The sequence below is a fragment of the Haloarcula onubensis genome (assembly GCF_031624605.1).
In the GTDB taxonomy this organism is placed as follows: Archaea; Halobacteriota; Halobacteria; order Halobacteriales; family Haloarculaceae; genus Haloarcula; species Haloarcula onubensis.
Genome location: NZ_JAMQOS010000002.1, coordinates 360,668 through 385,891, shown reverse-complemented (window position 1 = coordinate 385,891; position 25,224 = coordinate 360,668). Strand labels below are relative to the sequence as shown.

Genomic DNA, 25,224 nt, shown 5'->3' with positions numbered 1-25,224 from the left:
GAGAGAGAAAGCGTCCGAGCGTCAGTCGTCGGCGGTCAGTCGCTCGGCGTCCGACTTCTCGGCCTCCTCGGCCGCGATAGCGTCTTCCTCTTCCTCCTTCTTGGCCTTGATCTTCTTCATGCGGAAGATCTCCTCGCGCTCTTGCTCTTCGAGCTTCTGCTCGATGTACTCCTTGTTGTCGTGGAGGTCGGGCAGGAGCTTGAACTCCAGGGCGTTGACGCGCCGTTTGGTCGTCTCTATCTCTTCGAGCATCTTCTTCATCGCCGTCTCTACCTCGGCGGCGAGGATGATGTTCTCGATGAGTTCCTCGTAGGCGTCGGCGGCCTCGTCGATGCGGGCGGACGTGCCCATCACGCCGTAGCCCCGCTCGTCGAGGGACTTCTTGACGCCCGTGGAGTCTATCTGGGGAACGACGACGCCCATGATGTTTTTCGACTGGGTGGTCAGTTCGGGGTGTTCCTTGAGCGCGGCTGCGGCGCCCCGCACCGCCACGTCGCCCTCCATCGCCCGGGCCATGTTGATGGCCTCCTGGGCGCGGTCGTAGGAGTCGTCGAGGTCATCACGGACGTCCTGTGCCTGGTCGAGGATATCCATGAACTCCATGATGAGGCCGTCACGCTTCTTCTCCAGCGTATCGTGCCCGCGCTCGGAGAGTTCGATGCGGTCCTCTATCTGCATCAAGTTCTTCCGAGTGGGTTTGACGTCCTTCGCCATTACAGGGGCGTTTCGGGCGTAGCCAGTTAACCGTTTTCAGTCGTCTCGGGGTCGGTGACGGTCTCAAAAAAGGGCGTCAGTCGGCGGACCGTACCGCGGGCCCGTCGCCCGCGATGCGGTGTGTGGTGTCCGTTTCAGTCATCCGCCGGCGTCGCACCCGTCGGCGCGGCCGCGCCGTCGAGGACGCTGTGGCTGCGCAGGAGGATGAACCCGAATCCGACCTTCGCGACCAGGTCGATGACCATGAAGCCGGCCGTCTCGGTGAAGATGCCGACCAGGGCCAGCCCCTCGGTGCCGATGAGCCACCAGACGGGGTATATCAGCCAGACGACGGCCACGAGGTTCCGCAGCGTTCGGAACGTCCCCTGTGTGTCGCTGGGGAGGTCGGTCACCCTGCTCGACAGCGTGCTGAACAGGAAGTACAGCAGGACGAGCAGGAAGGCGGTGCTGATACCCCACCAGATGAGTCGCTCCGCGCCGGCGGCGAGCACCCCGCTCCCGGCCGACAGCGTCGCGACCACACCGGTGCCGATCATCAGCACGTCGAGGCTGACGAGCGACGCGATGGTGTTACGGTCCGCCCCCGCGAGTAGCGCGAGGTCGTACAGCAACAGCGGTGTGGTAAAGAGCCAGTCCGTGTAGCGGGCCCAGTAGATGGGCGCCTCGGGGTCGTTGGGCAACTCGATTATCGTCAGTCCGAAGCCAAGCGCCATCGCCAGGTAGTTCACGAAGGCGATCGCCGTTATCAGTATCGTGGCGATATAGAACTTCTGGCGACGGTCGTCCGTCTCGCCCCAGCCTCGGCCGATGAAGTACAGCATGCCGAGGAACATGCCTGCTGTGCCGAGCCATAGCCATATCTGTTCGCTTCCTGGTTGTGGCATAGTGCAACTAGAGTTTGGGTTTCCAAGATAAAGTTTAGAACACCCAAACAGTTAGGCAAGAAGCGGCGAAGGTTGCGCGAACCCGGGGCGCCAGCGGTAGATTCGGCCTAGAGAGCGAAAGCGGCTGGTGGCCGAACTCGCCGGTCTCAGTCCGCAGCGACCTCTTCTGCCGTCTCTTCCTCGCGGTAGTGCTCCTCGATAAGCTCCTCGTCGATGCGGTTCAGCGCGTCTTTCGGGAGCATCGAGAGCAGGTCCCAGCCGAGTTCGAGCGTCTCGTCGATGTCGCGGTTCGTGTCGAAGCCCTGGTCGACGAACTCGTCCTCGAAGCGGTCCGCGAAGTCGAGGTACTTGTTGTCAAGCTCCGACAGCGCCTCGCGACCGACGATGTTCACGAGGTCACGCAGGTCCTCACCCTCGGCGTAGGCGGCGAATATCTGGTCTTTCACGTCGGCGTGGTCGGCCCGCGTGAGGCCTTCGCCGATACCGTCGTCCATCAGCCGCGACAGGCTGGGCAGGACGTTAATCGGCGGCTGGACGCCCTGGCTGTTGAGGTCGCGGTCGATGTATATCTGGCCCTCCGTGATGTATCCGGTCAGGTCCGGAATCGGGTGGGTGTCGTCGTCGCCCGGCATCGTGAGGATGGGAATCTGCGTGACCGAACCGTCGCGACCCTCGATACGACCCGCCCGCTCGTAGAGCTGGGCCAGGTCGGTGTACATGTAGCCGGGGTAGCCACGTCGGCCCGGGACCTCCTCACGCGCGGCGCCGATTTCACGCAGCGCCTCGCAGTAGTTGGTCATGTCCGTGAGGATGACCAGCACGTGGTAGTCCTTCTCGAAGGCCAGGTACTCGGCCGTGGTGAGCGCGAGTCGCGGCGTGATGGTCCGCTCGACGGCGGGGTCGTCCGCGAGGTTCATGAAGACGACGGAGCGTTCCAGCGCGCCGGTGCGCTCGAAGTCGTCCATGAACTCGTTGGCCTCCTCGGCCGTGATACCCATCGCGCCGAAGATGACTGCGAACTCGGAGCCGTCGTCGTCCTCGCCCTCCTCTTCTTCCGGCACGGACGCCTGTCGCGCAATCTGGAGCGCGAGGTCGTTGTGGGGCAGCCCCGACGCCGAGAAGATGGGCAGCTTCTGGCCGCGCACGAGCGTGTTCATGCCGTCGATGGCGGACACGCCCGTCTGGATGAACTCCTCGGGGTACTCCCGCGAGAAGGGGTTGATGGCCGCGCCGACGATGTCCTGGCGCTCGTCCGGGACGATTTCGGGGCCGCCGTCGATTGGCTGGCCGGTCCCGTCCATGACCCGCCCCAGCAGGTCCTCGGTGACGGGCATCTTCATCGTCTCGCCCAGGAAGCGAACGGAGGCCTCGCGGTCGATACCTTCCGTCCCCTCGAACACCTGGATGGCGACGTAGTCGCTCGCCGATTCGAGCACCTGGCCACGGCGCGTCTGGCCGTCGCCGGTCTCGATCTCGACGATCTCGTCGTAGCCGACCGGCTCGTCGGTCTCGACGAACACCAGCGGGCCGCTAATCTCGGTGATTGTCTGGTACTCTTTCATTAGTATAGCTCCCGGAGCTGCGAGGTGATGTCGTCCTCGAGCTCGTCGATGTACTCGTTGTAGTCCTCTTGGACGCCGATGCGGTTGAGACGGGGCGCGGCGTCGATGTCCGTGATCTCCTCGACCGGGACACCGGCGTCGAGCGCCTCGAAGGCGGCGTCGTTGTACGTCTTGATGGCGTCCATGATGCGGTACGTCTTCTCGGGCTCGCAGTAGGTGTCCGTCGGGTGGAACGCGTTCTGCTGGAGCCACGCCTCACGCAGGTAGCGGGCGATTTCCAGCGTCAGCTGCTGGTCCTCCGGCAGCGCGTCCTTCCCGACGAGCTGGACGATCTCCTGTAGCTCCGCTTCCTCGTCCAGCGTGTCGATGGCCCACTGTCGCGTCTCGGGCCAGTCGTCGCGGACGTTCTCGACGAACCACGGGTCGAGCTGCTCGCGGTACAGCGAGTAGGACTCGTTCCAGTTGATAGACGGGAAGTGCCGACGCTCCGCGAGGTCGGCGTCCAGCGCCCAGAACGTCTTGACGATACGCAGGGTGTTCTGGGTGACCGGCTCCGAGAAGTCCCCGCCGGGCGGGGAGACGGCGCCGATGACCGAGACCGAACCCTCGGTGTCGTTGATGTTCTGGAAGTAGCCGGCCCGCTCGTAGAACTCGCTCAGGCGAGCGGAGAGGTACGCGGGGTACCCCTCCTCGCCGGGCATCTCCTCCAGTCGCGAACTGATTTCGCGCATGGCCTCGGCCCACCGGGAGGTGGAGTCGGCCATCAGCGCGACGTCGTACCCCATGTCGCGGAAGTACTCCGCGATGGTGATACCCGTATAGACGCAGGATTCACGCGCTGCGACGGGCATGTTCGACGTGTTCGCGATGAGGCAGGTCCGGTCCATCAGGGCGTTGCCCGTGATGGGGTCCTCCAGCTCGGGGAAGTCCTCGATGACTTCCGTCATCTCGTTGCCCCGTTCGCCACAGCCGACGTAGACGACGATGTCCGCGTCGGCCCACTTGGCGAGCTGGTGCTGCGTGACGGTCTTCCCGGAGCCGAAGGGGCCGGGAATCGCGGCCGTCCCGCCCTTCGCGATGGGGAAGAGGCCGTCGAGCACGCGCTGGCCCGAGATGAGCGGCTCCGTGGGCGTCTCCTTCTCGACGGAGGGGCGCTGCTGGCGCACCGGCCACTCCTGGCGCATCTGTATCTCCTCGCCCGAGTCCAGTTCCACGACCGTCTCCTCGACGGTGTAGTTGCCCGACTCGACCGACGTGACCTCGCCGCCATCGGAGTTGGGCGGGACCATCACCTTGTGGTCGATACTGGGCGTCTCGGGGACGATACCGACGATGTCGCCGGGCTCGACCGAGTCACCTTCCTCGACTTCGGGGTTGAACTCCCAGGTCTTCTCTAAGTCGATACCCGGCGCGTCGACACCGCGGTCGAGGTACGCCGAGCCCATCTTCTCTTCGAGCACGTCGAGCGGGCGCTGGACGCCGTCGTAGATGGCGTCGAGCATGCCCGGCCCGAGGTCCACCGACAGCGGGGCGCCGGTCCCTTCGACCGGCTGTCCCGGGGAGACGCCGGAGGTCTCCTCGTACACCTGGATGGTGGTTATGTTGCCTTCGATCTCGATGACCTCGCCCATCAGCCCTTCCGAACCGACGTAGACGACGTCGTTCATCCGGGCGTCGAGGTCCCGAGCCGTTACGACCGGTCCCGAGACGCTTTCGATAATGCCGTCCTCGCGGACGTCGGATTCTGTTGCTTGACTCATTGTTAGTCCTCGTCCATCAGGTCGATACCGATGGCTCGTTTGATCTGTTCACGCAGCCCGCCGCTCCCGGCGCCGTCGCCGCCGAGCGTCACCAGCACGGGTTCGACGCTCGTCTCGGCGCTTTTCCGGACCGACCGGGAGAGATGGTCCATGTCGTCGTCGTGCATCACGACGATACCGACGTCGTCGTCTCCCAGCATCTCCGAGACGGCGTCGTCCAGCTGTTCCTCTTTCTCCTCCGCGGGGATGTCCGCGAACCTGCGGACGCCCGCCAGCCGAAAGCCCGTCGTGAACTCCGGGCTCCCGATGACCGCTATCTCCTGGCTCATAGTATCACCAGCTCCTGTTCTATCTCGTCGGGGCCAAGGCCCGCCTCGCGACCGCGGGCGATGGCCCGGATGTTGTCGACCTCGCGCTCCTTGGCGAGGATGTACGACAGCACCGGACACACCGACAGCGGGTACCGGTTCGACAGCGTGTCGGCGTACTCCAAGAGCGCCGCGTCCAGCGCGCGCTCGAACTCGACGAGGTTCTGGGCGTCCTCCAGTGAGTCCAGCGCCTCGTCGAGGTCGTCGCCGTAGGTGCTCTCGCGGACCGCGGCGACCAGTCCGTCGACGTTGGCCGTCAACTGGGCCAGCGACTGTTCGTCGAACAGCCGACCGCCGGCGATGTAGTACTCCGTCGGGTCCGTGTCGGCCCCGCTGCGGGCCAGCCGCAAGGCGTTCCGGAGGTTCCGGAAGTCCACTTCCGCCTGCAGGAACCGCACGTACAGTCCCGTCGGGCTGTCGACTTCGGGGTTCTCCGGCAGGCCCTCGAGGAGCGTCTCGTAGAACGCTCGGTCGACGGCGTTCTCCAGGGGCACGAGCACGTTCTGGTCCTCGTACACCTCGTAGGCGTCGGCGAGCGAGTCGCCGAAGATGGTGTCCGAGAGCGACTCGACGACCTCCTCGATGGAGCCCGCGCCGAGCAGGCTGTCGATGCGGTCGTCGCCGAACTCGCCGGCGCGGATGAGGTCGTCCTCGACCTCCTCGGCGTCGGAGCCGGCGTAGAGCCCGCGAACGACCGTCTTGACGTTCCAGGCGTCGAACTTCCGCAGGTAGCGAGCGATGTAGTCGTACAGCCCGCCCTCGGACCACGCCAGCAGGTCGTCGAAGTGCTTGCTGAGGTTCCGGTTCAGCGCGTACTCGACGAGGTCCGAGCCGCTGTAGCGTGCGCCCAGCGCGTTCATCTCCGTCTCGTACTCCGTCTCCTCCATGAAGCGAGCTATCTCGCTCGTCCCCATCCGCACGAGTTTGCGGTAGTCGTCGTCGTCGAACAGCGAGGCGCGGCGGGAGCGGACCCGAGCGATGACGTACTCGTAGTTGCCGCCCCGGCCACTGGATGCTGTTCCGTAGCTGCTCATTGGTCGTCGAAGAGGCGGTCGCTGATTGCTTTCAGGTTGTCCTCCCAGACGCTCTCCAGGACCGAGTCGAACGTGTTGTTGACCCGGACCCGGGAGGCCTCGCTCTCGACAACCACACCGCCGAGACAATCGTGGCTCCCGGCGAACGTTGCGCCGTCGTACTCCGTGAGGATATCCTCGATGAGCGCCTGGTCCTCGCTGCGACCGTGGACCAGCAGCGTCGCCCCGTCGTCGAACTCGTCGACGGCGGCGTCGAGTAGCGCGCGGGTCAGCTCCTCGCGACGGTCTCCCTCGAGGTCGGCGACGGCCTGCTCGACCTCGGTGTGGACCTCCTCTAACACGTCGCGGCGGGCGCCCAGGCGTGCCTGCTTGGCCTCGAGTTTCGCCGACGAGAGGCGCTGCTCGCGCAGCTGCTCTATCTCGCGCTCGACTTCGGCCTCGCGCTCCTCGCGGATCTCCTCCGCGTCGGCCTCGGCCTCGGCGATAATCTCCTCGGCGCGCTCGTCGCCCTCGTCGCGTATCTCCTCTGCACGCGCGCGGGCCTCGTCTCGGATGTCCTCTACAACTGTTTCAAGACTCATTGTTGAAAAGGGGGGTACGTTAGTTAGGGACGACGAAGACGACGACCAGCGCGAGAATGACGAGCGTCTCCGGCAGGACTGTCAGGATGAGTCCACGGCCGAACATGCTGTCGTCCTCCGCGACGGCACCGACAGCGGCGGCCCCGATACCTCGCTCCGCCAGCCCGGCACCGAGGGCAGCCATGCCGACGGCGAGGGCAGCAGCGGCCTTGTTTGGGATGGCCGGCGCAGCAGCGCCACCTTCCTGCAGTACAGCGTTGACAACGGGTGCGATGGTTTCGATCATAGCGTTGAAGTCCTCTCTAGGGTTGCTCGTGTCCGAACATGCGTATGTGACGCCACGGAGTTCATAAAGGTTCCCAAGTTCGTCAGCAGTCCAGTCCCGTGATTTCGCGGTGCTGAAGGACCTTCTGGACAGTTATCAGATACGGAGAAACCGACCGGCGGTCGGCGCCGGAGCGGCCGACGGCTCAGTCTTCGGTGGTGTAGGTCCGCTCGTAGCCAAAGGGGTTGTACGGCTTGCCGCCGCCCTCGTAGAACTTCCCGAAGAACTCGACGTACTCGAGACGCACGCCCTGCAGGCCGGCGCTGGTGATACCCAGCACGAGGACGAGCAGGTGGCCGACGACGAGGACGAGCAGGCCGCCGATGACCCCGCCGATACCGGAGTGCATCAGGCCGCCGAACATCACTTCGGTCACCTCGTGGCCGTGGTAGGTTCCCTGTTCGAGCATGTGCTGTGGAGAGTGGTTGATACCGAAGTGCCACTCCGCGTCGGCGCCCTCACCGGTGACGTACACGCCGAAAAAGAGGAGGTTGACCACGAAGGCCATCCCCGCCTTGGCGAGCAGCACCGCGGCCAGTCGGGTGTACGAGAGCACGTTGACGAGCACGTTCAGGAACTCGACAATCTCTATCGGGTCGGCGAGGTACAGCAGGCCGAGGCCCACGAAGAAGACGGCCAGCCACGCCGAGAATGGCGCGCCGATAACCGGTAGCGTGAACAGGTTCAGTGCCGGCAGGCCGGTAAACCCGAGTGGAATCGGGTTCCCGTCGAAGATCCCGCCTGCGGCGTAGAGGAACTCCGGTGCGCTACCGTTCGCGCCGGAGAAAATCCACGCCCACAGACCGAACAGCATCAGGAGCCACGACCCGCTCTCGGTGATGGCGTCCCAGAGCCCGTGACCGAGGTTCTCGACGAAGTCGAAGGTCCAGCCCGCAGCGAGGTGGACCATCCCGGCGAGCAAGCTGATGGCGAGCCACGCGGTGGCGTACTCACCGTAGTGTGGCTGCAGCCCCTTGTGTATCGGCGGGTTGCCGCCCCAGACTATCTCACCGAGCTGGTGCAGCCCGAATATCTCGCCGTACAGCACGCCAAAGAGCATCGTGAACCCGCCGGCCCACATCGCGACGCCGCCCAGGCTCTTGAGCACGTCGCTGTCGACCCGGGAGTACAGCAGGTAGCCAAGCAGCAGGTAGGCCGCACCGTAGCCGAAGTCGCCGATCATGAACCCGAAGAAGGCCGGGAACGTCAGGAAGAAGGCCACCGTCGGGTCGAACTCGTTGTACTTGGGTCGGTTGATGACCTCGACCAGCGACTCGAACGGTTTGACCCCGCGGGGGTTCTTCTGGATGACCGGCGGGCTGTCGCTGCTCATCGTGACCAGTCCGCCGTCGGCGACGGCCTCGCCGGGACTGCCCTCCTCGTCGGCGGTCGGGCCGCCTTCCTCGGCGGCTTCCTCGCTCTCCTCGATGGCCGCTTCTTCGCGGGAGTGGGCGTGGCCGTCCTCGTACTCGGCGATTTCGAGCTTCTCGATGTCGATTGCCTCGCCGACCTCGCTGCCGACCTGCTGTTCGAACAGCTCGTAGCGCTCGTCGGGAATCCAGCCCTCGGCGATGAAGGCGTTCTCCGTCGTCGCGAAGGTCAGCGGCGCCTCGGTCTTCTGGACCTCGATGGCCAGTTTCTCCTCCGCGGCCAGCAGGAAGCCCGCGTAGTCCAGGCGAAGCTCCTCCAGTTCGTCCTCGACCGTCGCGAGCTTCGATTCGAGCTGCTGTTTGCGGTGGTTCAGCTCCTCCAAGTACTCGCCGGGGTCGCCGTCGCCCTCGGGGACCGAGAGCGCCGAGAACGTCGCCCCGACCAGCGCGTCCTGAAGCTCGTCATCGTCGGCGCGTGCGAAGGCCGCGACGACGTCGCCCTCGGTGAACAGCTGGTAGGTCTCGATGTCGCTGTCGGCGAGCGCGTCCTCGATTTCGTCGGCGTCGCCCTCACCGACCGCCACGGCGAGCGTGTCGTAGCCCCGCAGCAGGTCCAGGTCGATACCGAGCTTGACGAACGGCTCCATCGTGTCGATGCGGTCCTCGACGTCGCGCAGGTCGTCACGGACCGCGTCGCGTCGGTCGTCGAGTTCGGTGACCTCCGTCCGGACCTCCTCCAGGTCCTCTTCGAGCGCCTCGTCGGTGACGAGCCGGGTCGGCCCGGCGTCGTCGGCGTCCACGTCGAGGATGGACTTCAGCGAGCGGACGGTGACGAGCTGGTCGGAGGCCTCGTCGGCGCCCTCGACCGGGTCACCGGGCTCGAAGCCGTCCCACGAACCGTCGTACTCGGTGACGTGGAGCATCTCCAGGTCGTGGACCGCCTCGACGACGGGGCCCATGACGCGTCTCGACCCCGTCACCGAGACGCGGCACATCTTCTCAGGTCTGAGCATGCACCGCCTCCTCGAAGAGGTCTGTGACGTAGTCGACCACCTCGTCTTCGCGCCCTTCGGCCTGGGATTCGAGCTCCTCGCGAGCGTTCTGGCCCTCCTCGATGAGTGCTTCGCGCTCGGCCTCTATCTCCTCGCGCGCGTCATCGAGGCGCTCCTGGGCCGCCGCCTCGGCTTCTTCGCGGGCCTGTTCGCGAATCTCGTCGGCCTCCTGGCGGGCGTCCGCGATACGCTCCTCGCGGTCCGCCTCGGCCTCGGCGACGATATCGTCGGCCTCCTGCTCGGCCTCCTGTATCCGGTCTAGAACTTCTGGCCGTGGCATTCTCTAATCGTCCGAACCTTACCATAGCGGCTATTTGGTAGTTGCGAAGTTTTCGCGGCGTCGACCGACGCGTCTCTGGGGCCGAACGCGGGAGAGAATCCGGGGAATTATCACCAGTCAGGCCCAAACGCGAGCAATGGGAGTCCTCGAGAACAAGGCCCGGGCGCGGACGTTCTACAAGTACCTCTCGAAGGTGTACGACCAGATCAACCCCTTCGTCTGGGACGAGCGGATGCGCGACGAGGCAATCGACATGCTCGGGCTGGAGCCCGACGACACGGTGGTCGACATCGGCTGTGGCACCGGCTTCGCCACCGAAGGCCTGCTCGAAGAGGTCGACACCGTCTACGGGCTGGACCAGAGCCCACACCAGCTCTCGAAAGCCTACCAGAAGTTCGGCAAGCACGGGAACGTCCGCTTTCACCTTGGCGACGCGGAGCGACTCCCCTTCAAAGACGACACCTTCGACGTGGTGTGGTCCTCGGGCTCCATCGAGTACTGGCCAAACCCCGTCGACGCCTTGGCGGAGTGTCGCCGCATCGCCAAACCCGGTGGCCAGGTCCTCATCGTCGGCCCCGACTACCCCAACTCCTCCGTCTTCCAGAAGGTGGCCGACGCCATCATGCTGTTCTACGACGAGGACGAGGCCGACCGGATGTTCCGCGAGGCCGGCTTCACCGAGTTCGAACACCACATCCAGCAGTCCCGGCCGGGCAGCCCCCGCGCTATCACGACCATCGCCCAGGTTCCGGAGTGAGCGTCCGACGAGCGAAGCGAGTCGGTTCACGCGAATCGCGCAGCGATTCGCGCCTTTTTCGCCCACGGTTTTCGAGGAGGGTGCCCGCAGCGAGCCAACAGCTCGCGAGGACACCCGACGATGAAAAAGGTGGCCGTGGCAGCCCCCGCGCTATCACGACCATCGCCCAGGTTCCGGAGTAGCGTCGCAGCCGCCACTCGCAACTGCAGGCATCCCGCTTTTTCGGCTGCTATGCGTCGATTAGAGCGTGTTCTACCACGACGACGAACTCCAGTTCGAGGTCGAGGTCGAAGAGCCCAACCCGAAGTTCGCCAAGCTGCTCCAGCAGGCCATCGGCGGCGCCGAAGGCGAGATGCGTGTCGCCCTCCAGTACATGTTCCAGGCCTTCGCCGTCCCCGCGGAGAAACAGGATATCCGGCAGTTCCTGATGGAGACCGCGACGGAGGAACTGGGTCACATCGAGATGCTCGCCACGGCGGTCTCGAAGAACCTCGAAGGGGCATCCGACGAGGCCCGCGAGGCCGCCCGCGAGGACGCCGTCATCGACGAGATGCTGCGCTCGGGCCAGCCACGACAGGCGCTTTCCGCGGGCCTCCACGCGATGCCCGTCGACAGCAACGGCAACGCCTTCACCGGCAACTACGTGGTCGCCTCGGGCAACCTCGCGGCCGACATGTACGCCAACATCATGGCCGAGTCGACCGGCCGACTGCTCGCGACGCGACTCTACGAGTTCACCGACGACCCCGGGATGGAGGACATGCTGGAGTACCTCATCGCCCGCGACACGATGCACCAGAACCAGTGGCACGCCGCCCTCGAGGCCATCGGCGAGCACCGCCCCGTCCCGAACAGCTTCGACCAGGAAAAGGAGAACCAGGAGTACAACTACACGTTCATGTCCACGACCCGGGAGGAACGCGAGGAGCCCGACCAGCCGTGGACGCAGGGCGACGCCCCGGACGGCAAGGGCGAGTTCAGCTACACCCCCCAGCAGCCCGGCGGCGGCCGACCGGACCTCGACGAGATGATAGACGAGATGCACAACGAAGTCAACTGAGGACGCTCTGCGTGGCGAGTCACGGGTAGTAGCGGTCGCAGTGGCCGGGCGCGGCCGCCGTGCCGCGCCGACGGGGAAGGGCAGGCCCGTTACGGAGAGTATCCGGCGGCTTTGCCGCCGGTTCCCCGGAATCGCGGCGTGGCCGCGATTCCGGCTCGCCCACGTTTTTGCAAGCGGGGGTTCGCTCCGCGAACCCCCCGCAGTAAAAAGGTGGTTGGTAAGCCTTTACCCGCGTGGCGGTGTACGTACCCGTAACAATGGTACTCGACAATCTCGGAAGCTCCCTTCGGGGGACGCTGGACAACCTCAGGGGGAAGTCACGCATCTCCGAGGAGGACATCGAGGACATCGTCAAGGAGATTCAGCGGTCGCTGTTGCAGGCAGACGTCGACGTGGCGCTGGTCCAGGAGCTGTCGAACAACATCAAGACCCGCGCGCTGGAGGAGGACCCGCCCGCGGGCACGACGCCGCGGGACTGGGTGCTTCGCATCGTCTACGAGGAACTGGTCGAACTGGTGGGCGAGTCCACCGACCTCCCTCTGGAGGAACAGACCATCATGCTCGCGGGCCTGTACGGGTCGGGGAAGACGACGACGGCCGCCAAGATGGCGTGGTGGTTCTCGACGAAGGGGCTGCGGCCGGCCATCATCCAGACCGACACCGACCGGCCCGGCGCCTACGACCAGTCGAAGGAGATGGCCGAGCGGGCGGAGGTCGACTTCTACGGCGACCCCGACGAGGACGACCCGGTCAAAATCGCCCGCGACGGGCTCGAGGCCACCGAAGAGGCCGACGTCCGCATCGTGGACACTGCGGGGCGGGACGGGCTCAACGAGGAGCTCATCGAGCAGATAGAACGCATCGAGGACGAGGTCCAGCCCGACCGGGACCTGCTGGTGCTGGACGCGGCGATGGGCCAGAGCGCCAAGAGCCAGGCGGCGGACTTCCAGGAGGCCATCGGCATCGACGGCGTCGTCATCACCAAACTCGACGGGACGGCGAAAGGTGGGGGCGCGCTGGCCGCCGTCGACGAGACCGACTCCACTATCGCGTTCCTCGGCTCCGGTGAGACGGTCAAGGACATCGAGCGCTTCGAGCCCTCTGGCTTCATCTCCCGGCTGCTGGGCATGGGCGACCTGAAACAGCTCACCGAGCGCGTCGAGCGGGCGATGCAGGAGACGGGCGAGGACGAGGACGACTGGGACCCAGAGCAGATGCTCGAGGGCTCTTTCACCCTGAAAGACATGCGCAAGCAGATGGAGACGATGAACAACATGGGCCCCCTCGACCAGGTGATGGACATGATTCCCGGCCTGGGCGGCGGGCTGATGGACCAGTTGCCCGACGACGCGATGGACGTCACCCAGGAGCGAATGCGCGATTTCGACGTCATCATGGACTCGATGACCGAGGAGGAGTTAGAGAACCCGCGCATCATCGGCCAGGAGCGGACCGAGCGCATCTGTGCGGGTTCGGGCAAGCCCGAGGAGCGCGTGCGCGAACTGCTCGAACAGCACAAGCAGATGTCCCAGATGTTGAAGCAGTTCCAGGGGATGGGCGACGGCGACATGGAGCGCATGATGAAACAGATGCAGCAGGGCGAGGGCGGCGGGATGGGCGGTATGGGCGGTATGGGGCCGTTCTGAGCGGCGCGGGCTTTTCAGCCGCTGGGAATCCCCGCCCGGACTTTTCAGGGAAAATTCCAAATCCTGTCACATGGCAGAGTCGGAGGGTGAGTTCATCGAGTGGAGCGACGAGCGCTACAGCACCGACATCGACCGCTTCGACGAACAGCACAAACACCTCTTTGGCCTGTTGAACGACCTGCACGTCGCTATCGAGGCGGGTCACTCCGAGGCCGTGGTCGGGGATATCCTGGAGGAACTGGAGCGGTACACGGAGTACCACTTCGGCGACGAGGAGGAGTTCATGCAGGACTGTGGCTACGCTATGGACTGTGCGGACTGTTTCTACCAGCACCGGGAGTTCCACGAGGAGTTCGTCGAGACGGTAGGGGAGTTCCGTGAGCGCCACGAAAACGGCGAACCAATCACGACGGACGTCCTGGAGTTCACGAAGGAGTGGCTCGACGCCCACATCGCGGGCCCCGACGTCGACCAGAAGTACAGCCACTACTACCGACAGGAAGTGCCCGAGGACTACGACTACCAGCCGGGGAAGCTCAACAGCGAGCGGGAGGGCGAGCGGACCTACGCAGCCGACGACGACGGCGAGGTGACACTGGCCAGCGACGTCCGGGCCGGCGGCGCCGTCTCCATCCCACGGGGGTCGATGGCCGAGTGGTTCGGCCGGCTGGTCGACCGCCACGGCGACAGACCGGTGGCCTACGCCCCGAACGGGGACGGCTACGCGACCCGGACGTTTCGCGACCTGTACGACCAGGCGTGGGCCGTCGCCAGCGGTCTGCTGGAGGCCGGCGTCTCGCCGGGGTCGACGCTCGGGCTCTGTGCCCGGTCCGGCTACGCCTGGTCGGTCGTCGACCTGGCCTGTCACCTCGCGGGCGTCGTGTCGGTCCCCATCGACCCCGCGGACACGCGGGCGGTGGCGGTCGAGACCACGACAGGCGTCGACACGCTCGTGGCCGACGACAGCGCGAGCGCGGCGCTACGGGAGGCCGCCGGGACGGTGTTCGAACTGGACGCCCTGCCGACGGGCGACCGCGACCACCTCCCCGGCTTCGACGCCGACCCCCACGACGTGGCGACGGTCGTGGCGCCGGTCGACGAGGAGACGGGGACGCTCGGCTGTGCGGTCACCCATCGGAACCTGCTCGCCGCCGTGGCGATGCTCGGCGAGCAGTTCCCGGTCACCCGCGGGTCGACGGGGACCTGCCCGGGGCCGCTGTCGCGCCTCTTCCCCCGGGTGGCGACGTACTACCTCTGGGACCGCGGAGCGACAGCGGCGTATCTCCCGGGCGAGGACCTGCGGGCGGAACTGAGCGCCCTCGAGCCCGACGTGCTGGTCGGCCGCGCCGAGTTCTACGAGGGACTCGCCGCCGCGCTCCGGGCGGCCATCGACGACATGGGCGGCCTGAAACGCCGGCTGGCGGACGGCGCGGCGGTCGACCGCGGGCGGGCCCTCCGCGAGGGCGCGACCGGGTCGCTGACCGACTCGGCGGCCGCACGGGTCGTCTTCGGCCCGCTGCGGGAGTCGTTCGGAATCGCCGACCTCGACTTCGCCATCGCCGGCCCCGACCCGGTGGGTGCCGAACTGGTCGAGTTCCTCTGGGGCGTCGGTATCCCCGTGAGCCAGGTGTACGGCGCGCCGGAGCTCACCGGAGTGGGGTGTGTGACCCCGTACGGCTCCGGGGCGCCCGAGGCGCTGGGGACGCCGCTCCCGGGGACGGAGGTAGCAGTGACCGAGGCCGACGAGTTAGCCGTCCGCGGCGCCCACGTCGTCGAGGCCTACTGGGAGACCAGCGACGTGGCCGCCAGCACGAGCGCGGGCGAGTGGTACACGACCGGCGTCCGGGGGCGCTTCGACGACGAGGGACGCCTTCGAGAGCACGACGAGGCGCCCCTGGAACAGTAACTACTGGCCGCCGGCCCGCTCGCGTGCCGCGCCGCTCTCGTTGAACTCCGAGACCATGGTCTCGAGCGCACTCGTCGTGACGCCGACGGCGGGGGCCGTCAGCGGGGAGACGCTGACCGCGCCCTCGACGATGGCCCGGCGGTCGCTGCCCTCGGGGTAGCGCTCGGCGAGGTCCGCGTCGCTCTCGAAGGGGTTCTCCCACCCCGCGGTGTCGGGCCAGACCACGTCCCGCAGGGCGATGTCGCCGACGGTGCCCTGGGTGGCCTGTTCGTCGCCCGGCGTCTCCGTGTCGTGTTCGACCCGCAGGTCGTAGTCGTGGTAGGGTTCGGTCAGGCGCATCTCCGGGTCTGCCACGTCGACGGGGACGTTCAGGTTCAGGAAGTCGGCGGTGTCGAAGATATCGCCCGACAGCGCCCGGACCACGACCTCGGTCATGACGCGGGCCGGCCGGTCGAAGTCGTAGTCGTCCGCCGGGTGGACGAAGAAGTCCTCGCAGTGGTACGCCGACACCGCGATGCCCGGTGTCCCCAGAAAGCCGGCCTCGACGCAGGCGCCGACCGTCCCCGAGCGGCCCACCACGTAGTTGCCGGCGTTGGGGCCGTGGTTACAGCCCGAGACCACGAGGTCGAACGCCGCGTCGAGGCCCCGGAGCCCGTAGGCCACGCAGTCGGCGGGCGTGCCGTCCAGCGCGTACCCCCAGGGGTGGGACTCGACGGTTGTCCGGTGGCTCCGGGTCCGCCCGACCCCGCTCTGGTTGTCCATCGGCGCGACCACCGTCACGTCCGCGACCGCCCGGAGTTCCTCGTAACAGCTCGCCAACCCCGCCGCGTCGATGCCGTCGTCGTTCGTCAGCAACACCCGTGGTTCGCTCATTACTCCGTGGTAGGCGCCAGCCCGTGTGAACACTTCGGTCGCTAGCAACGGTGACCGTCGATGGTTCTAACGGCGTTACGAACAGCCAGAAAGCCCCGACTCTTTCAGTCCCTGGGGACGCTTCGCGTCTCCAAACCCTCGCGAAGCCTCCGGCTTCGCTCAGCCCCCCATGCCGGCTGGTCAAACAGCTACGGGTGGGACTGAAAGGGGCCGCGCTCTCGGCGTTCGAGACGAAGCAAGCACGCGAGTGAAACGAGCGCGCGCAGCGAGTCGCAGTTCGCGAGGGACCGCAGGTCCCTCGTCTTGGTGAGCGGGCCTTCGGCCCGCGAACCAAAGCCGAGAGCGCGGGGGCTTTCTGGCTCTCAGTCTCGCTTACAGCCGTAGCCAGAGTAGTATCCGTAGTGGTCACGGTATCACTCGCGTCGATTCCAGAGTCGAACACGGGTGCTTTTTGCGACTGGATACGCTTGGGTGTCGTAATGACCGTCCGCGAGGTGGCCCAGCAGGCCTACCGGGAGTCACTCCCCGTGTTGGCGCTCAGTGCCGCCGGCGGACTGTTCGCGGGCGTGGTTCTCGGGGGGATGGACGCCGAACTTGAGCAGGTTGCGGGCCTGCTCGTGCTGGTCCCGGCGCTGCTGGCGACGCGGGGGAACGTCTACGGGTCGCTGGGGGCGCGGCTGGGGTCGGCGCTGCACCAGGGGCTGGTCGACCCGACGTTCTCGACGGACGACGAGCGGGTGAACGCGGCCGTCGCGGCGGCGCTGGCCAACGGCGTCATGGTCAGCGCCATCGCCGCCGTCCTGGCGGTCGCGCTGCTGGCAGTTCTGGACCGGCCCGCGGCGCCGCTGGCGACGATGGTGGCCATCGCGCTGCTGGCGGGGCTTATCTCCGGTGTCTTGCTGACGGTCGCGGTCGTCTCGGTCGTCTTCGTGGGCTACCGACGCGGGCTGAACCCGGACACGCTCGCGGGGCCGGTCGTGACGACGACGGGCGACGTCGTCGGCATCGCGACGCTGCTGGTGTCGACCCGTATCGTGCTCGCGCTGGGAGGTGGGTAGCGTGGCGGCGTCGGCCTGGACCGTTCGGGGCATCGTCCGCCGGATGCTGCCCGTGCTCGTGGTCCTCACGACCATCGAACTCGGCAGCGGCATCGTCCTCGATACGTTCGAGGGGACGCTGCTCCGGTACCCGACGCTGCTCGTGCTCGTGCCGGTCACCATCGGGATGGCCGGCAATCTCGGCAGTATCCTCGCGGCGCGGCTCTCGACGGCACTGCATCTGGGCTTGCTCTCGTTCGACGCGGCCGACGACCGCCTGCTGGGCAACGCCGTCGCCACGATTGCCCTCGCGGTCACCGTCTTCCCCGCCGTCGGCGTCGGGGCGTGGCTGTTACAGACGCTGCTGGGCGGGAGCGAACTCGCGGCCCTGACGGTCGTCGCGGTCGCGCTCGCGAGCGGCGTCGTACTCGCGGCGCTGGCCGTCGCCGTCACGACGATAACGACCTACGCCGCCTACCGGTTCGAACTCGACCCAGACGACGTGGTCATCCCCATCGTGACGAACGTCTGTGACGTGCTGGGCGTCCTCGTTCTCTTCGGCGCCGTCAGGGTGCTGGTGTAGCCGGTCGGAACCGGGCGAGCGGTGGCGCTCAGTCCTCGCGTGCCTTCGCGAGGGCCTCTTTGGGCGCGCCGCAGTTCGGGCACGCCTCGGGGAGGCCGTCGTCGAGTTCGCCCATCTCGCCACACTCCGTACAGCGCCACATGATGTAGCCCTCGCCGAACGTCTGGCCGGGTTCGTCCTCCTCGCTGGCCGCCGCGTCGCCGTGTTCGACGGCCGCCGAGGCGACCGTCTCGACCACGAATCCCTCGTCGGTCGCGTCGCCGACGACGCCGACGAGTTGGCCGTCGTCGTTGAATATCTCCTCGTTGCGCTCGACCGAGACGTCCGTGGCTGTCGACTGGGTGTCGTCCATCGACCGTGCTATCGGGCCCGGCGTGGCAACGCTGGTGCTTGAAGGTGCAAGTCCCGAGAACCGAGCGGGGTGAGAGCGGCGTCGGCTAGTCGCTTTCGGCCCTGGCGGACGTGCCGTGGTCGCTCACCGTCTCGGACGTGAGCCCGTGCGTGATAGCCTCGCCGGTCTCGCCGTCGAACAGGTGGACCATATCGAGGTTCAGGACGATCTGCGTGCGCTGGCCCTCGGCCTCGTAGGTCGACATGTCCGGCATCGGCGGGATGCTCATGAGGAGTCGCTCCTCGCTCGCGTTCTCGCCGGCCTCCGTGTGTCCGTCCGCCTCGGCGTCGGCCGCCGCCTGCCCGTCGGACCCTGCCGGCGCGGCCGACGAGGCGCCGCTCTCGCCCGCGTCGGGGAAGCGCGTGTAGACGTAGATGTCGTCGCCGACCGGTTCCAGCACGTCGGTGACGACATCTATCGGGTCGGAGTAGGCCCCGTCCAACTCGCTCTCGTCCTGGGTGTCGACCGGCCCGGAGTCGGTCTCGAAGGTCGCGCTGTCGGCGAGGGTGATGTCCTCCGGCCGGACGCCGACGGTCACCGCCTGACCGAGCTCGGCGTCGGGTAACTCGCGGTCGACGGCCAGCGTGAAGTGGTCCGTCTCGACGCCGTCCTCGGTGAGCCGGCCCTCGATGAAGTTCATCGAGGGCGAGCCGATGAAGCCGGCGACGAAGCGGTTCTTCGGGTGGTAGTAACACTCGAGGGGCTCGTCGAACTGCTGGAGTTCGCCCTCGTTCATCACCGCGATGCGACTGGACATCGTCATCGCCTCCTCCTGGTTGTGGGTGACGTAGATGATTGTCGTGTCGAGTTCCCGGTGGAGCTCCTGCAGTTGGGTCCGCATGTGGACCCGGAGCTTCGCGTCCAGGTTCGCCAGCGGCTCGTCCATCAGGAACACCGCCGGCTCGCGGACGATGGCGCGGGCGATGGCGACGCGCTGTTGCTGGCCGCCGGACATCTCGTCGGGCATACGGTCTAACATCCCCTGCATCTGGACCATCTCGGCGGCCTCGTCGACGCGGCGGTCGACCTCGTCGCTGTCGGTGTCCCGCAGGCGCAGGCCGTAGCTGATGTTGTCGTAGACGTCCATGTGGGGAAACAGCGCGATGTTCTGGAACACCATCGCGATGTCGCGGTCCTTCGGCGGCCGGCCGGTCACGTTCTCGTCGTCGATGTAGACCGACCCGCTGGTGGGCTCTGTCAGCCCCGCGACCGTCTCCAGCGAGGTGGATTTCCCACAGCCCGACGGGCCGACGAGCGTGACGAACTCGCCGTCCTGGATGTCGATGTCGAGGCCCTCGACTGCGGTCGTGTCGTCGTACTCCTTGCGAACGTCGTCGAACGTTACGTCTCCCATTAGTGGATTCTCCGTGTCATTCTTTGAGTCCGCCAGCGGTCAACCCGCTGACAATCTTCTCTTGTGCGATGACGACGAGGATGGCGATGGGGATGACCCCCACCAGACTCGCCGCGGCCATGAGGTTGTACGAGGTCTGGTACCGGCCCTGGTAGCTGAGCAGGCCCCAGACGATGGTGCCCCAGTTTTGCACGCGACCGTCGGTCATCAGGAACGCGAAGAAGTACTCGTTGTAGACGGCGATGAACGTCAGCACGCCCGCGGTGGCGACACCGGGGGCCGACAGCGGCATGATGACCTTGAACAGCGCGCCCAGACGGGTGTTCCCTTCCACGCGGGCCGCGTCTTCCAGCCCGTCGGGAATCTGGCTGTAGAACGTCGTCAGGATGAAGATAGACAGCGGCAGGAACAGGGCGGTGTAGGGCAACACCATCGCGCCGGGCCCGTTGAACAGCATCGGGCTCGTGACTTCGCTCCCGCCGGGCAGCGTGAAGAACGTGATGTTCGCCGTAAAGAGGTTAAAGAGCGGCAGCAGGAACGCCGCCGGGGGGAAGTAGCTGATGGCGAGGAAGATGAGCATGAGCGGGGTCCGGCCCGGGAACTCGAAGCGCCCGAAGGCATAGCCCGCCAGACTCGCGAGCACCAGCACCAGCGCCGTCGTCAACAGTCCGATGATGACGCTGTTGAGCATGTAGATGTGGAACGGCACCGTCGTGAACACCTCGACGAACGCACTGGGGTTGAAGCCGTTGGGCAACAGTCCGACGTTCGTGAGGCTGCCCTGTGGCGTCAGCGCCACGACGGCGAGCCAGTAGAACGGGAACAGCGTCGTCACCAGGAAGGATATGGTGACGATGTAGAACAGCACCTTGTAGGTCCGCTCCGGGTTCGAGATGCTGCCGCTGGCCCACCGCTGGACGAAGCTCTTGTCCTCCGATTCGGTCGCGTTCGTCGTGCGGTTCTGGGTCTCGGTACCCATCAGAACCCACCTCCGCCCTCGACGTCGGCGAACTTCACGATGTACACCGAGACGACGAGACCGATGATGGCCGCCGTCACGAACGCCACCGTCGCGGCCGACGCGTATCGGCTCGAACTGAACGCCTGGATGACCAGACAGGACAGCGACGGGACGGTGCTACACGAGGAGACGGTCTCGATGAGGCCGAACACCCGCATCGCGCCGATGGTCCGGAACAGCATCGCGACCAGCACCGACGGCAACACCAGCGGCAGCGTGATGGTCCGGAAGCGCTCGAACTTCGAGGCCCCCGCCACGTCGGCAACGTCGTACAGCGACCGGTCGATGCTCTGCAACCCGGCGAGGATGATGAGCGCCATGAAGGCCGAGGTCTTCCAGACGTCGGCGACGATGACGATGATGAGCGAGTCGAGGCTGTTGGCCTGTGGCGTCGACGAGAAGATGCCCAACTGGTTGAGTGGCTCCACGAGGAAGCCGATGGTGGGCTGGAAGAGCAGGAAGAAAATCATCCCCTGGATGACGATTGGCACCGCCCACGGGAGGATGATGGCGACCCGCGCCCAGCGCCGACCGCGGAACTCCTGGTTGAGGATGAGCGCCTGCCCGAAGCCAAGCAGCGTCTCGAAGAAGACGCTGACGACGGTGAAGATGATGGTCACCGTGAGCGCGCTCGTGAATATCTGGTTCGGGTCGAAGAAGGGCCGGGGCAGGGCGGCGTTGCGCTCCCCGGTGAGGAGTTCGACGTAGTTCTCCAGGCCGACGAACGGGCCGAGGCGCTCGGCGCCGTACAGCAGGTCGGCGTGCAGGGACATCTGGAACGTCCGGAAGAGCGGCCAGAACGCGATGACGCCAAAGACCAGCAGACACGGCGTCAACAGTAGGTAGGCAAACTGGGTGTCGCTCAGGCTCTCGACCCAGCTCCCCGGAGAGGTCAGCGAGACGGACTGTCCAGAACCGGTCTCGGTGGCCATCTCACCCGCCTCCCGAGGTGGCGGTGCCCGACGCGGGCTGTCCGCCACCGCCGCCCGCGGCGTCTTTGCGCTCCGATGCGTCCTCGATTGCTTGCAGTTGTCCTTTGAGCGTCTGCATCTGCTGGGTGGGAGTCCCGTCGCCGCTGAGTGCGGCGTTGACTTGCTGTGCTATCTTCGTGGATTCCTGTGGCCACGCGACCGTCACCGGCCGCGGGGTCGAGTTCTCCGCCGTCAGCTTCAGCGTGTCGACGTAGCGGCCCATCACGGGCACGTCTTTCATCCGCTCGGTCTCGAACAGCGCCGGCCGCGGCGGGAGCCAGCCGAGCAACTCGAAGAGGAACAGTTGCATCTCCGGTTCGGTCAGCGCCGCCATCACTTCGAGCGCCGGCTCCCGCTTTGGCGTGCTGGGGTTGAGCGTGATGTGCCAGCCGCCAAGCGACGACGTCGTGCCGCCGTAGCCGTCGTATTTGGCCTCCTGTTCCGTGACACCGTAGGGAATCGGCATCACGCCGAGGTCACGACCGAACGCGTCCTCCGCGCCGTCGAGCGCGATAGCGTAGGGCCAGTTCCGGTGCATCACGACGTTCCCGTTCGCGAAGGGCCGTCGCGATGTCGCCTCCTGCCACTGGAGGACCGCTCGCGGGGAGATGTCGCCGGCGACCGAGTCGAGCGCGTTGTCGGCGTCGCCGTCGATGAAGGTCCGCACCATCCGGGTCGCGTTCACCACCGGGTCGCTGTCGACGGTGACGGGACGCTCGCCGACCGGCCCGAAGAGGTTGTCCTTCTCGCCGAAGTACGAACCGCCCCAGGAGCCGGTGAACTCCTTGAAGTCACAGCAGGCCAGCCCCTCGTAGGCGTTTGCCTGGAAGGAAAAGCCCCACCGGGTGTCCGTGGCGTCCATCGTCTCTTTCGTCACCCGCGAGAACTTCTGCCAGGTGAGTGGCTCGGTGGCCCAGTTGTTCCGCTCCGGCGAGAATCCGGCTTCTTTGACGAGGTCCTTCCGGTAGAGCATCGTCCCCGTGGTGGGAAAGAGTGGCACCCCGTAGAGCCCGCCGGTCCGGTCCTCGATAGACCGGACGAACGTCTCGAAGTACTCGTTCTGTATCTTGTTGGCCAGTTCGGGCCGAATTTCGGAGATGTCGACCAGTTGCTTGCGCAGGATGAACGGTATCGTCCAGCCGCTGTCCATCATGAACAGCGACGGCTGCTCTAAGTTGCCCGACAGCCAGCGGTTGTACTGCTGTTTGCGCGCCCCCGACGAGGAGACGCCCGCGATGGCCGAAATCTCGATGTCTTCCGAGAGGCCGACCTCGTGGAGCTTCGACTCTATCTTCCCGACGTTCGACTTGAAGTCGGTGTTGGCCGCGACCTGTATCGTCTGTGGCCCGCTCGCGCCCCGCGAGAGACAGCCCGCGAGGCCGCCACTGGCCGCCAGCCCGGTGGCGCCGAGCGCCTTCACGAACCGGCGTCGGTCGACGCCCCGCGACCGGTCGCCGTCAGCCATAGTTGTTGTGCGACACGTCTGGTCGGTCAGAGGATGTTCCCATCGCTATCACTACCTCAGGTGTATAACAATCGCTACCATGTTGCAGGACCCGCTTGCACTGGCAGGCTCCCGGCCCGCTGTCTGGCCCCAGACAGTCCGACATGGTCTCGCATCGAGGTTTCGGCTCTGAGACAGGGTCGGTAGCGTCCGTCTGCAGCGAGCCAGCGTCCGTCGCCGTCGATAGCTTGCCAGCGCAAGCCGGCGGGCCCAACGCTCCGGGGCGGCGAGACCGACGCTCCTATGGCGCTCTCGGCCCAACTACGCCGCGTGAGTTCGCTGGTCGCGCTGCTTTCCGACGTCCTCGTTCGGGTCCTGCGAATCGCCGTCTTCCTCTCGATAGGCGTCTTCCTCGCGAACCTGGCGGTCGCCTTTGGCCTCGTCGAGAAGATAGCCGTCGTCTCGCAGTATCTCACCGGCCCGGCCAACCTCCCCGACGAGGTCGGCACCGCCATCCTGACGACGACGGCCTCGCCGACGGCCGGCTACGGGATGCTCGCCGACTTCCGCGACTCCGGCGTCCTCGACGACCGCGCGACCCTCGTGGCGGTGACCATCAACACGTTCTTTGGCTTCGCCCAGCACATCGTCACGTTCTATGCCCCCATCCTCATCCCCATCCTGGGCGCCCGCGTGGGCGTGCTCTACGTGACGACGCGGGGACTCGTCGCGCTGGCTATCACGCTGACCGGTATCGCCGCCGGCGCCGTCCTGCTCGATGGCTCGAACGTCGACCACGCGGCGATGGCCGAGGGACCGACGACGGACGGCGGTGCGGCGGTGGACGACACCGGAGCGGCCGTGGACGACGGCGCGAACCGGGACCGCGTGCGCGAGGCCCTCGGCGAGACCGGCGAGAAGCTCGGCGACGTTCTCCCGCGGCTGGCCGCCATCTACGTCGTCGTCGCCCTGCTGGTGGCCTACTCCGAGGAGATTCTCGCACTCGCCGGCGGCTCCGGACAGGCACTTTCGGTCACTGCCGACGGCCTGACCGGCCTGCTCGGCCTGCCGGGCGCGGCCGTTCCGGTGGTGGCGGCCTTCGCGCTCGATACCACCTCGGGCGCCGTCGTCATCGCGCCGCTCGTCGAGAACGGCACCTTCACCGCTCGGACCGCGGTGGCGACGATGCTCGTCGGCGGCATCGTCTCCTTCGCCGTCTCGACGTTCAAACGCTCTATCCCCTTCCAGTACGGCATCTGGGGCCGCGACTTTGGCTCGAAGGTCATCGCGGTGAACACGGGGCTGAAGATAGGGTGGATTGCGCTGGCGCTCGTCTTCCTACTGGTGCCCTGATTAGGCACTGTCCGGAATCGGGTCCGAGATGACGACGGCCTCGCCCTCGACGACCGTCTCGCCGTCGCCGTCGTCGACGGCCGTCGACAGTCGGAAGCGGTCCGCTTTGAGCTGTTCGACCACCTCGCAGTGGGCGGTGACGCGGTCGCCGATATCCACCGGGCCCCGGTAGGAAAGCTCCTGCGAGAGGTAGATGGTCAGTCCCGGGAGCCGAGCCAGCGCGGCGCTGATGATACCGGAGACGAGCGTCCCGTGGACGATGCGGCGGCCGAACCGGCTCCCCTCCGCGAACCCGTCGTCGAGGTGGAGTCGGTTGGTGTCGCCGCTTATCTCGGCGAAGCGTTCCACGTCGCTCTCCGAGAGCGTCTTCGAGAAGCGCACGTGGTCGCCCACGTCGATGCCGTCGGCGACGCCGTAGCTGTCGAACTCCCAGTCGTCGTCCTCGTACAGCGTGTCCGGGCGCGTGAAGCGACGGCGCTCGGGGTGGGACTCGGTCGACAGTTTCGGCCGGGTGATGTGGGGGACGTACCGCGAGATGTCCGTCGTCGTCACGATGCCCACGAGTTCGCCGTCCTCGACGACGGGCAGTTTCTTGATACCGTGGGTGCGCAGGCGCTCGACGGCGGTCTCGATGGGTGCGTCGGGCCCGACGGTCACGAGCGCCGTCGCCATCACGTCCCCGACGGTCAGCTTGCGCGTGTCGCCCTCCTCGGCGGTGACGGCGACGATGTCGCTCTCGGTGACGATACCGACACACTCCCCGTCGCGCTCGACGACGAGCGAGCCGATGCCCTCGTCTCGGAGCCGCGTCGCGGCCTCGACGACGGAGCTCTCGGGGGTGATGGTCCGTGCCGGCGTCTGCATGACCTCACTGACGTGCAGGGCGAGCATCGGCTGG

24 protein-coding genes are annotated in these 25,224 nt (G+C 66.5%); 7 read left to right on the top strand and 17 right to left on the bottom strand.

Annotation, left to right across the window (positions count from 1 at the left end; translation table 11 throughout):
- Positions 1-21: 21 nt before the first annotated feature.
- The 10 genes from NDI86_RS08735 to ahaH form a co-directional block, all read right to left on the bottom strand.
- The gene (locus NDI86_RS08735; RefSeq protein WP_310900031.1) at positions 22-714 is read right to left on the bottom strand and encodes a V-type ATP synthase subunit D; all 693 of its coding nucleotides are present in this window, start codon (positions 712-714) and stop codon (positions 22-24) included.
- Positions 715-848: 134 nt separating this feature from the next.
- Positions 849-1,598: a bacteriorhodopsin gene (locus NDI86_RS08730; RefSeq protein WP_310900030.1), complete on the bottom strand. Its 750-nt coding sequence runs from the start codon at positions 1,596-1,598 to the stop codon at positions 849-851.
- Positions 1,599-1,744: 146 nt separating this feature from the next.
- Entirely contained in the window at positions 1,745-3,160 is a 1,416-nt protein-coding gene (locus NDI86_RS08725) for an ATP synthase subunit B (protein ID WP_310900029.1), read from the bottom strand.
- Positions 3,160-4,920 (bottom strand): ATP synthase subunit A, encoded by a 1,761-nt coding sequence (locus NDI86_RS08720; protein WP_310900028.1) that lies wholly within the window; start codon positions 4,918-4,920, stop codon positions 3,160-3,162. The genes NDI86_RS08725 and NDI86_RS08720 overlap by 1 nt, the downstream gene beginning before the upstream one ends.
- A 2-nt stretch (positions 4,921-4,922) precedes the next feature.
- Complete coding sequence (locus NDI86_RS08715; RefSeq protein WP_310900027.1) at positions 4,923-5,249, bottom strand: V-type ATP synthase subunit F; 327 nt, start codon at positions 5,247-5,249, stop codon at positions 4,923-4,925.
- On the bottom strand, positions 5,246-6,322 hold the full coding sequence (locus tag NDI86_RS08710; RefSeq protein ID WP_310900026.1) for a V-type ATP synthase subunit C: 1,077 nt from the start codon (positions 6,320-6,322) through the stop codon (positions 5,246-5,248). Before NDI86_RS08710 ends, NDI86_RS08715 begins: the two co-directional genes overlap by 4 nt.
- Complete coding sequence (locus NDI86_RS08705; protein ID WP_310900025.1) at positions 6,319-6,903, bottom strand: V-type ATP synthase subunit E; 585 nt, start codon at positions 6,901-6,903, stop codon at positions 6,319-6,321. The genes NDI86_RS08710 and NDI86_RS08705 overlap by 4 nt, the downstream gene beginning before the upstream one ends.
- Positions 6,904-6,922: 19 nt before the next feature.
- Positions 6,923-7,189, bottom strand: coding sequence for a F0F1 ATP synthase subunit C (locus NDI86_RS08700; protein ID WP_310900024.1), 267 nt, complete (start codon positions 7,187-7,189; stop codon positions 6,923-6,925).
- Positions 7,190-7,373: 184 nt separating this feature from the next.
- Entirely contained in the window at positions 7,374-9,611 is a 2,238-nt protein-coding gene (locus NDI86_RS08695; protein WP_310900023.1) for a V-type ATP synthase subunit I, read from the bottom strand.
- Positions 9,598-9,930: an ATP synthase archaeal subunit H gene (gene ahaH, locus NDI86_RS08690; protein ID WP_310900022.1), complete on the bottom strand. Its 333-nt coding sequence runs from the start codon at positions 9,928-9,930 to the stop codon at positions 9,598-9,600. The genes NDI86_RS08695 and ahaH overlap by 14 nt, the downstream gene beginning before the upstream one ends.
- 109 nt (positions 9,931-10,039) lie before the next feature.
- Between ahaH and NDI86_RS08685 the strand changes: the two genes are divergently transcribed.
- From NDI86_RS08685 to NDI86_RS08670, 4 genes are all read left to right on the top strand, one after another.
- Positions 10,040-10,687: a methyltransferase domain-containing protein gene (locus NDI86_RS08685; protein ID WP_310900171.1), complete on the top strand. Its 648-nt coding sequence runs from the start codon at positions 10,040-10,042 to the stop codon at positions 10,685-10,687.
- Between the two features lie 247 nt (positions 10,688-10,934).
- A complete protein-coding gene (locus NDI86_RS08680; protein WP_310900021.1) occupies positions 10,935-11,747 on the top strand; it encodes a manganese catalase family protein in 813 nt (270 codons plus the stop codon).
- Positions 11,748-12,004: 257 nt separating this feature from the next.
- Complete coding sequence (locus tag NDI86_RS08675; RefSeq protein WP_310900020.1) at positions 12,005-13,393, top strand: signal recognition particle protein Srp54; 1,389 nt, start codon at positions 12,005-12,007, stop codon at positions 13,391-13,393.
- A 70-nt stretch (positions 13,394-13,463) separates the two neighbouring features.
- Complete coding sequence (locus NDI86_RS08670) at positions 13,464-15,299, top strand: bacteriohemerythrin (protein WP_310900019.1); 1,836 nt, start codon at positions 13,464-13,466, stop codon at positions 15,297-15,299.
- On the opposite strand, the gene surE is transcribed toward NDI86_RS08670, so the two are convergent.
- Positions 15,300-16,172: a 5'/3'-nucleotidase SurE gene (surE, locus tag NDI86_RS08665; RefSeq protein WP_310900018.1), complete on the bottom strand. Its 873-nt coding sequence runs from the start codon at positions 16,170-16,172 to the stop codon at positions 15,300-15,302.
- Positions 16,173-16,651: 479 nt separating this feature from the next.
- Between surE and NDI86_RS08660 the strand changes: the two genes are divergently transcribed.
- Complete coding sequence (locus NDI86_RS08660) at positions 16,652-17,230, top strand: magnesium transporter (protein ID WP_310900017.1); 579 nt, start codon at positions 16,652-16,654, stop codon at positions 17,228-17,230.
- A gap of 43 nt (positions 17,231-17,273) precedes the next feature.
- A complete protein-coding gene (locus NDI86_RS08655; protein WP_310900170.1) occupies positions 17,274-17,792 on the top strand; it encodes a magnesium transporter in 519 nt (172 codons plus the stop codon).
- Between the two features lie 28 nt (positions 17,793-17,820).
- Here the strand turns inward: NDI86_RS08655 and NDI86_RS08650 are convergent, their stop codons facing one another.
- From NDI86_RS08650 to NDI86_RS08630, 5 genes are all read right to left on the bottom strand, one after another.
- Positions 17,821-18,144 carry a DUF7130 family rubredoxin-like protein gene (locus NDI86_RS08650; RefSeq protein WP_310900016.1) on the bottom strand — a complete coding sequence of 108 codons (324 nt, stop codon included), beginning with the start codon at positions 18,142-18,144 and terminating at the stop codon, positions 17,821-17,823.
- Positions 18,145-18,229: 85 nt separating this feature from the next.
- On the bottom strand, positions 18,230-19,537 hold the full coding sequence (locus NDI86_RS08645; RefSeq protein ID WP_310900015.1) for an ABC transporter ATP-binding protein: 1,308 nt from the start codon (positions 19,535-19,537) through the stop codon (positions 18,230-18,232).
- Between the two features lie 16 nt (positions 19,538-19,553).
- On the bottom strand, positions 19,554-20,516 hold the full coding sequence (locus tag NDI86_RS08640) for a carbohydrate ABC transporter permease (RefSeq protein ID WP_310900014.1): 963 nt from the start codon (positions 20,514-20,516) through the stop codon (positions 19,554-19,556).
- Positions 20,516-21,490 (bottom strand): carbohydrate ABC transporter permease, encoded by a 975-nt coding sequence (locus NDI86_RS08635; protein ID WP_310900013.1) that lies wholly within the window; start codon positions 21,488-21,490, stop codon positions 20,516-20,518. The genes NDI86_RS08640 and NDI86_RS08635 overlap by 1 nt, the downstream gene beginning before the upstream one ends.
- A gap of 1 nt (position 21,491) precedes the next feature.
- Positions 21,492-22,994, bottom strand: coding sequence for an extracellular solute-binding protein (locus NDI86_RS08630; RefSeq protein ID WP_310900012.1), 1,503 nt, complete (start codon positions 22,992-22,994; stop codon positions 21,492-21,494).
- Positions 22,995-23,276: 282 nt separating this feature from the next.
- Here NDI86_RS08630 and NDI86_RS08625 point away from each other — a divergent pair, with 282 nt between their 5' ends.
- Positions 23,277-24,326: a nucleoside recognition protein gene (locus tag NDI86_RS08625; protein WP_310900011.1), complete on the top strand. Its 1,050-nt coding sequence runs from the start codon at positions 23,277-23,279 to the stop codon at positions 24,324-24,326.
- On the opposite strand, the gene NDI86_RS08620 is transcribed toward NDI86_RS08625, so the two are convergent.
- Positions 24,327-25,217, bottom strand: a complete 891-nt coding sequence (locus tag NDI86_RS08620; protein WP_417936252.1) for a CBS domain-containing protein — start codon at positions 25,215-25,217, stop codon at positions 24,327-24,329. It abuts the gene before it with no gap.
- Positions 25,218-25,224 lie beyond the last annotated feature (7 nt).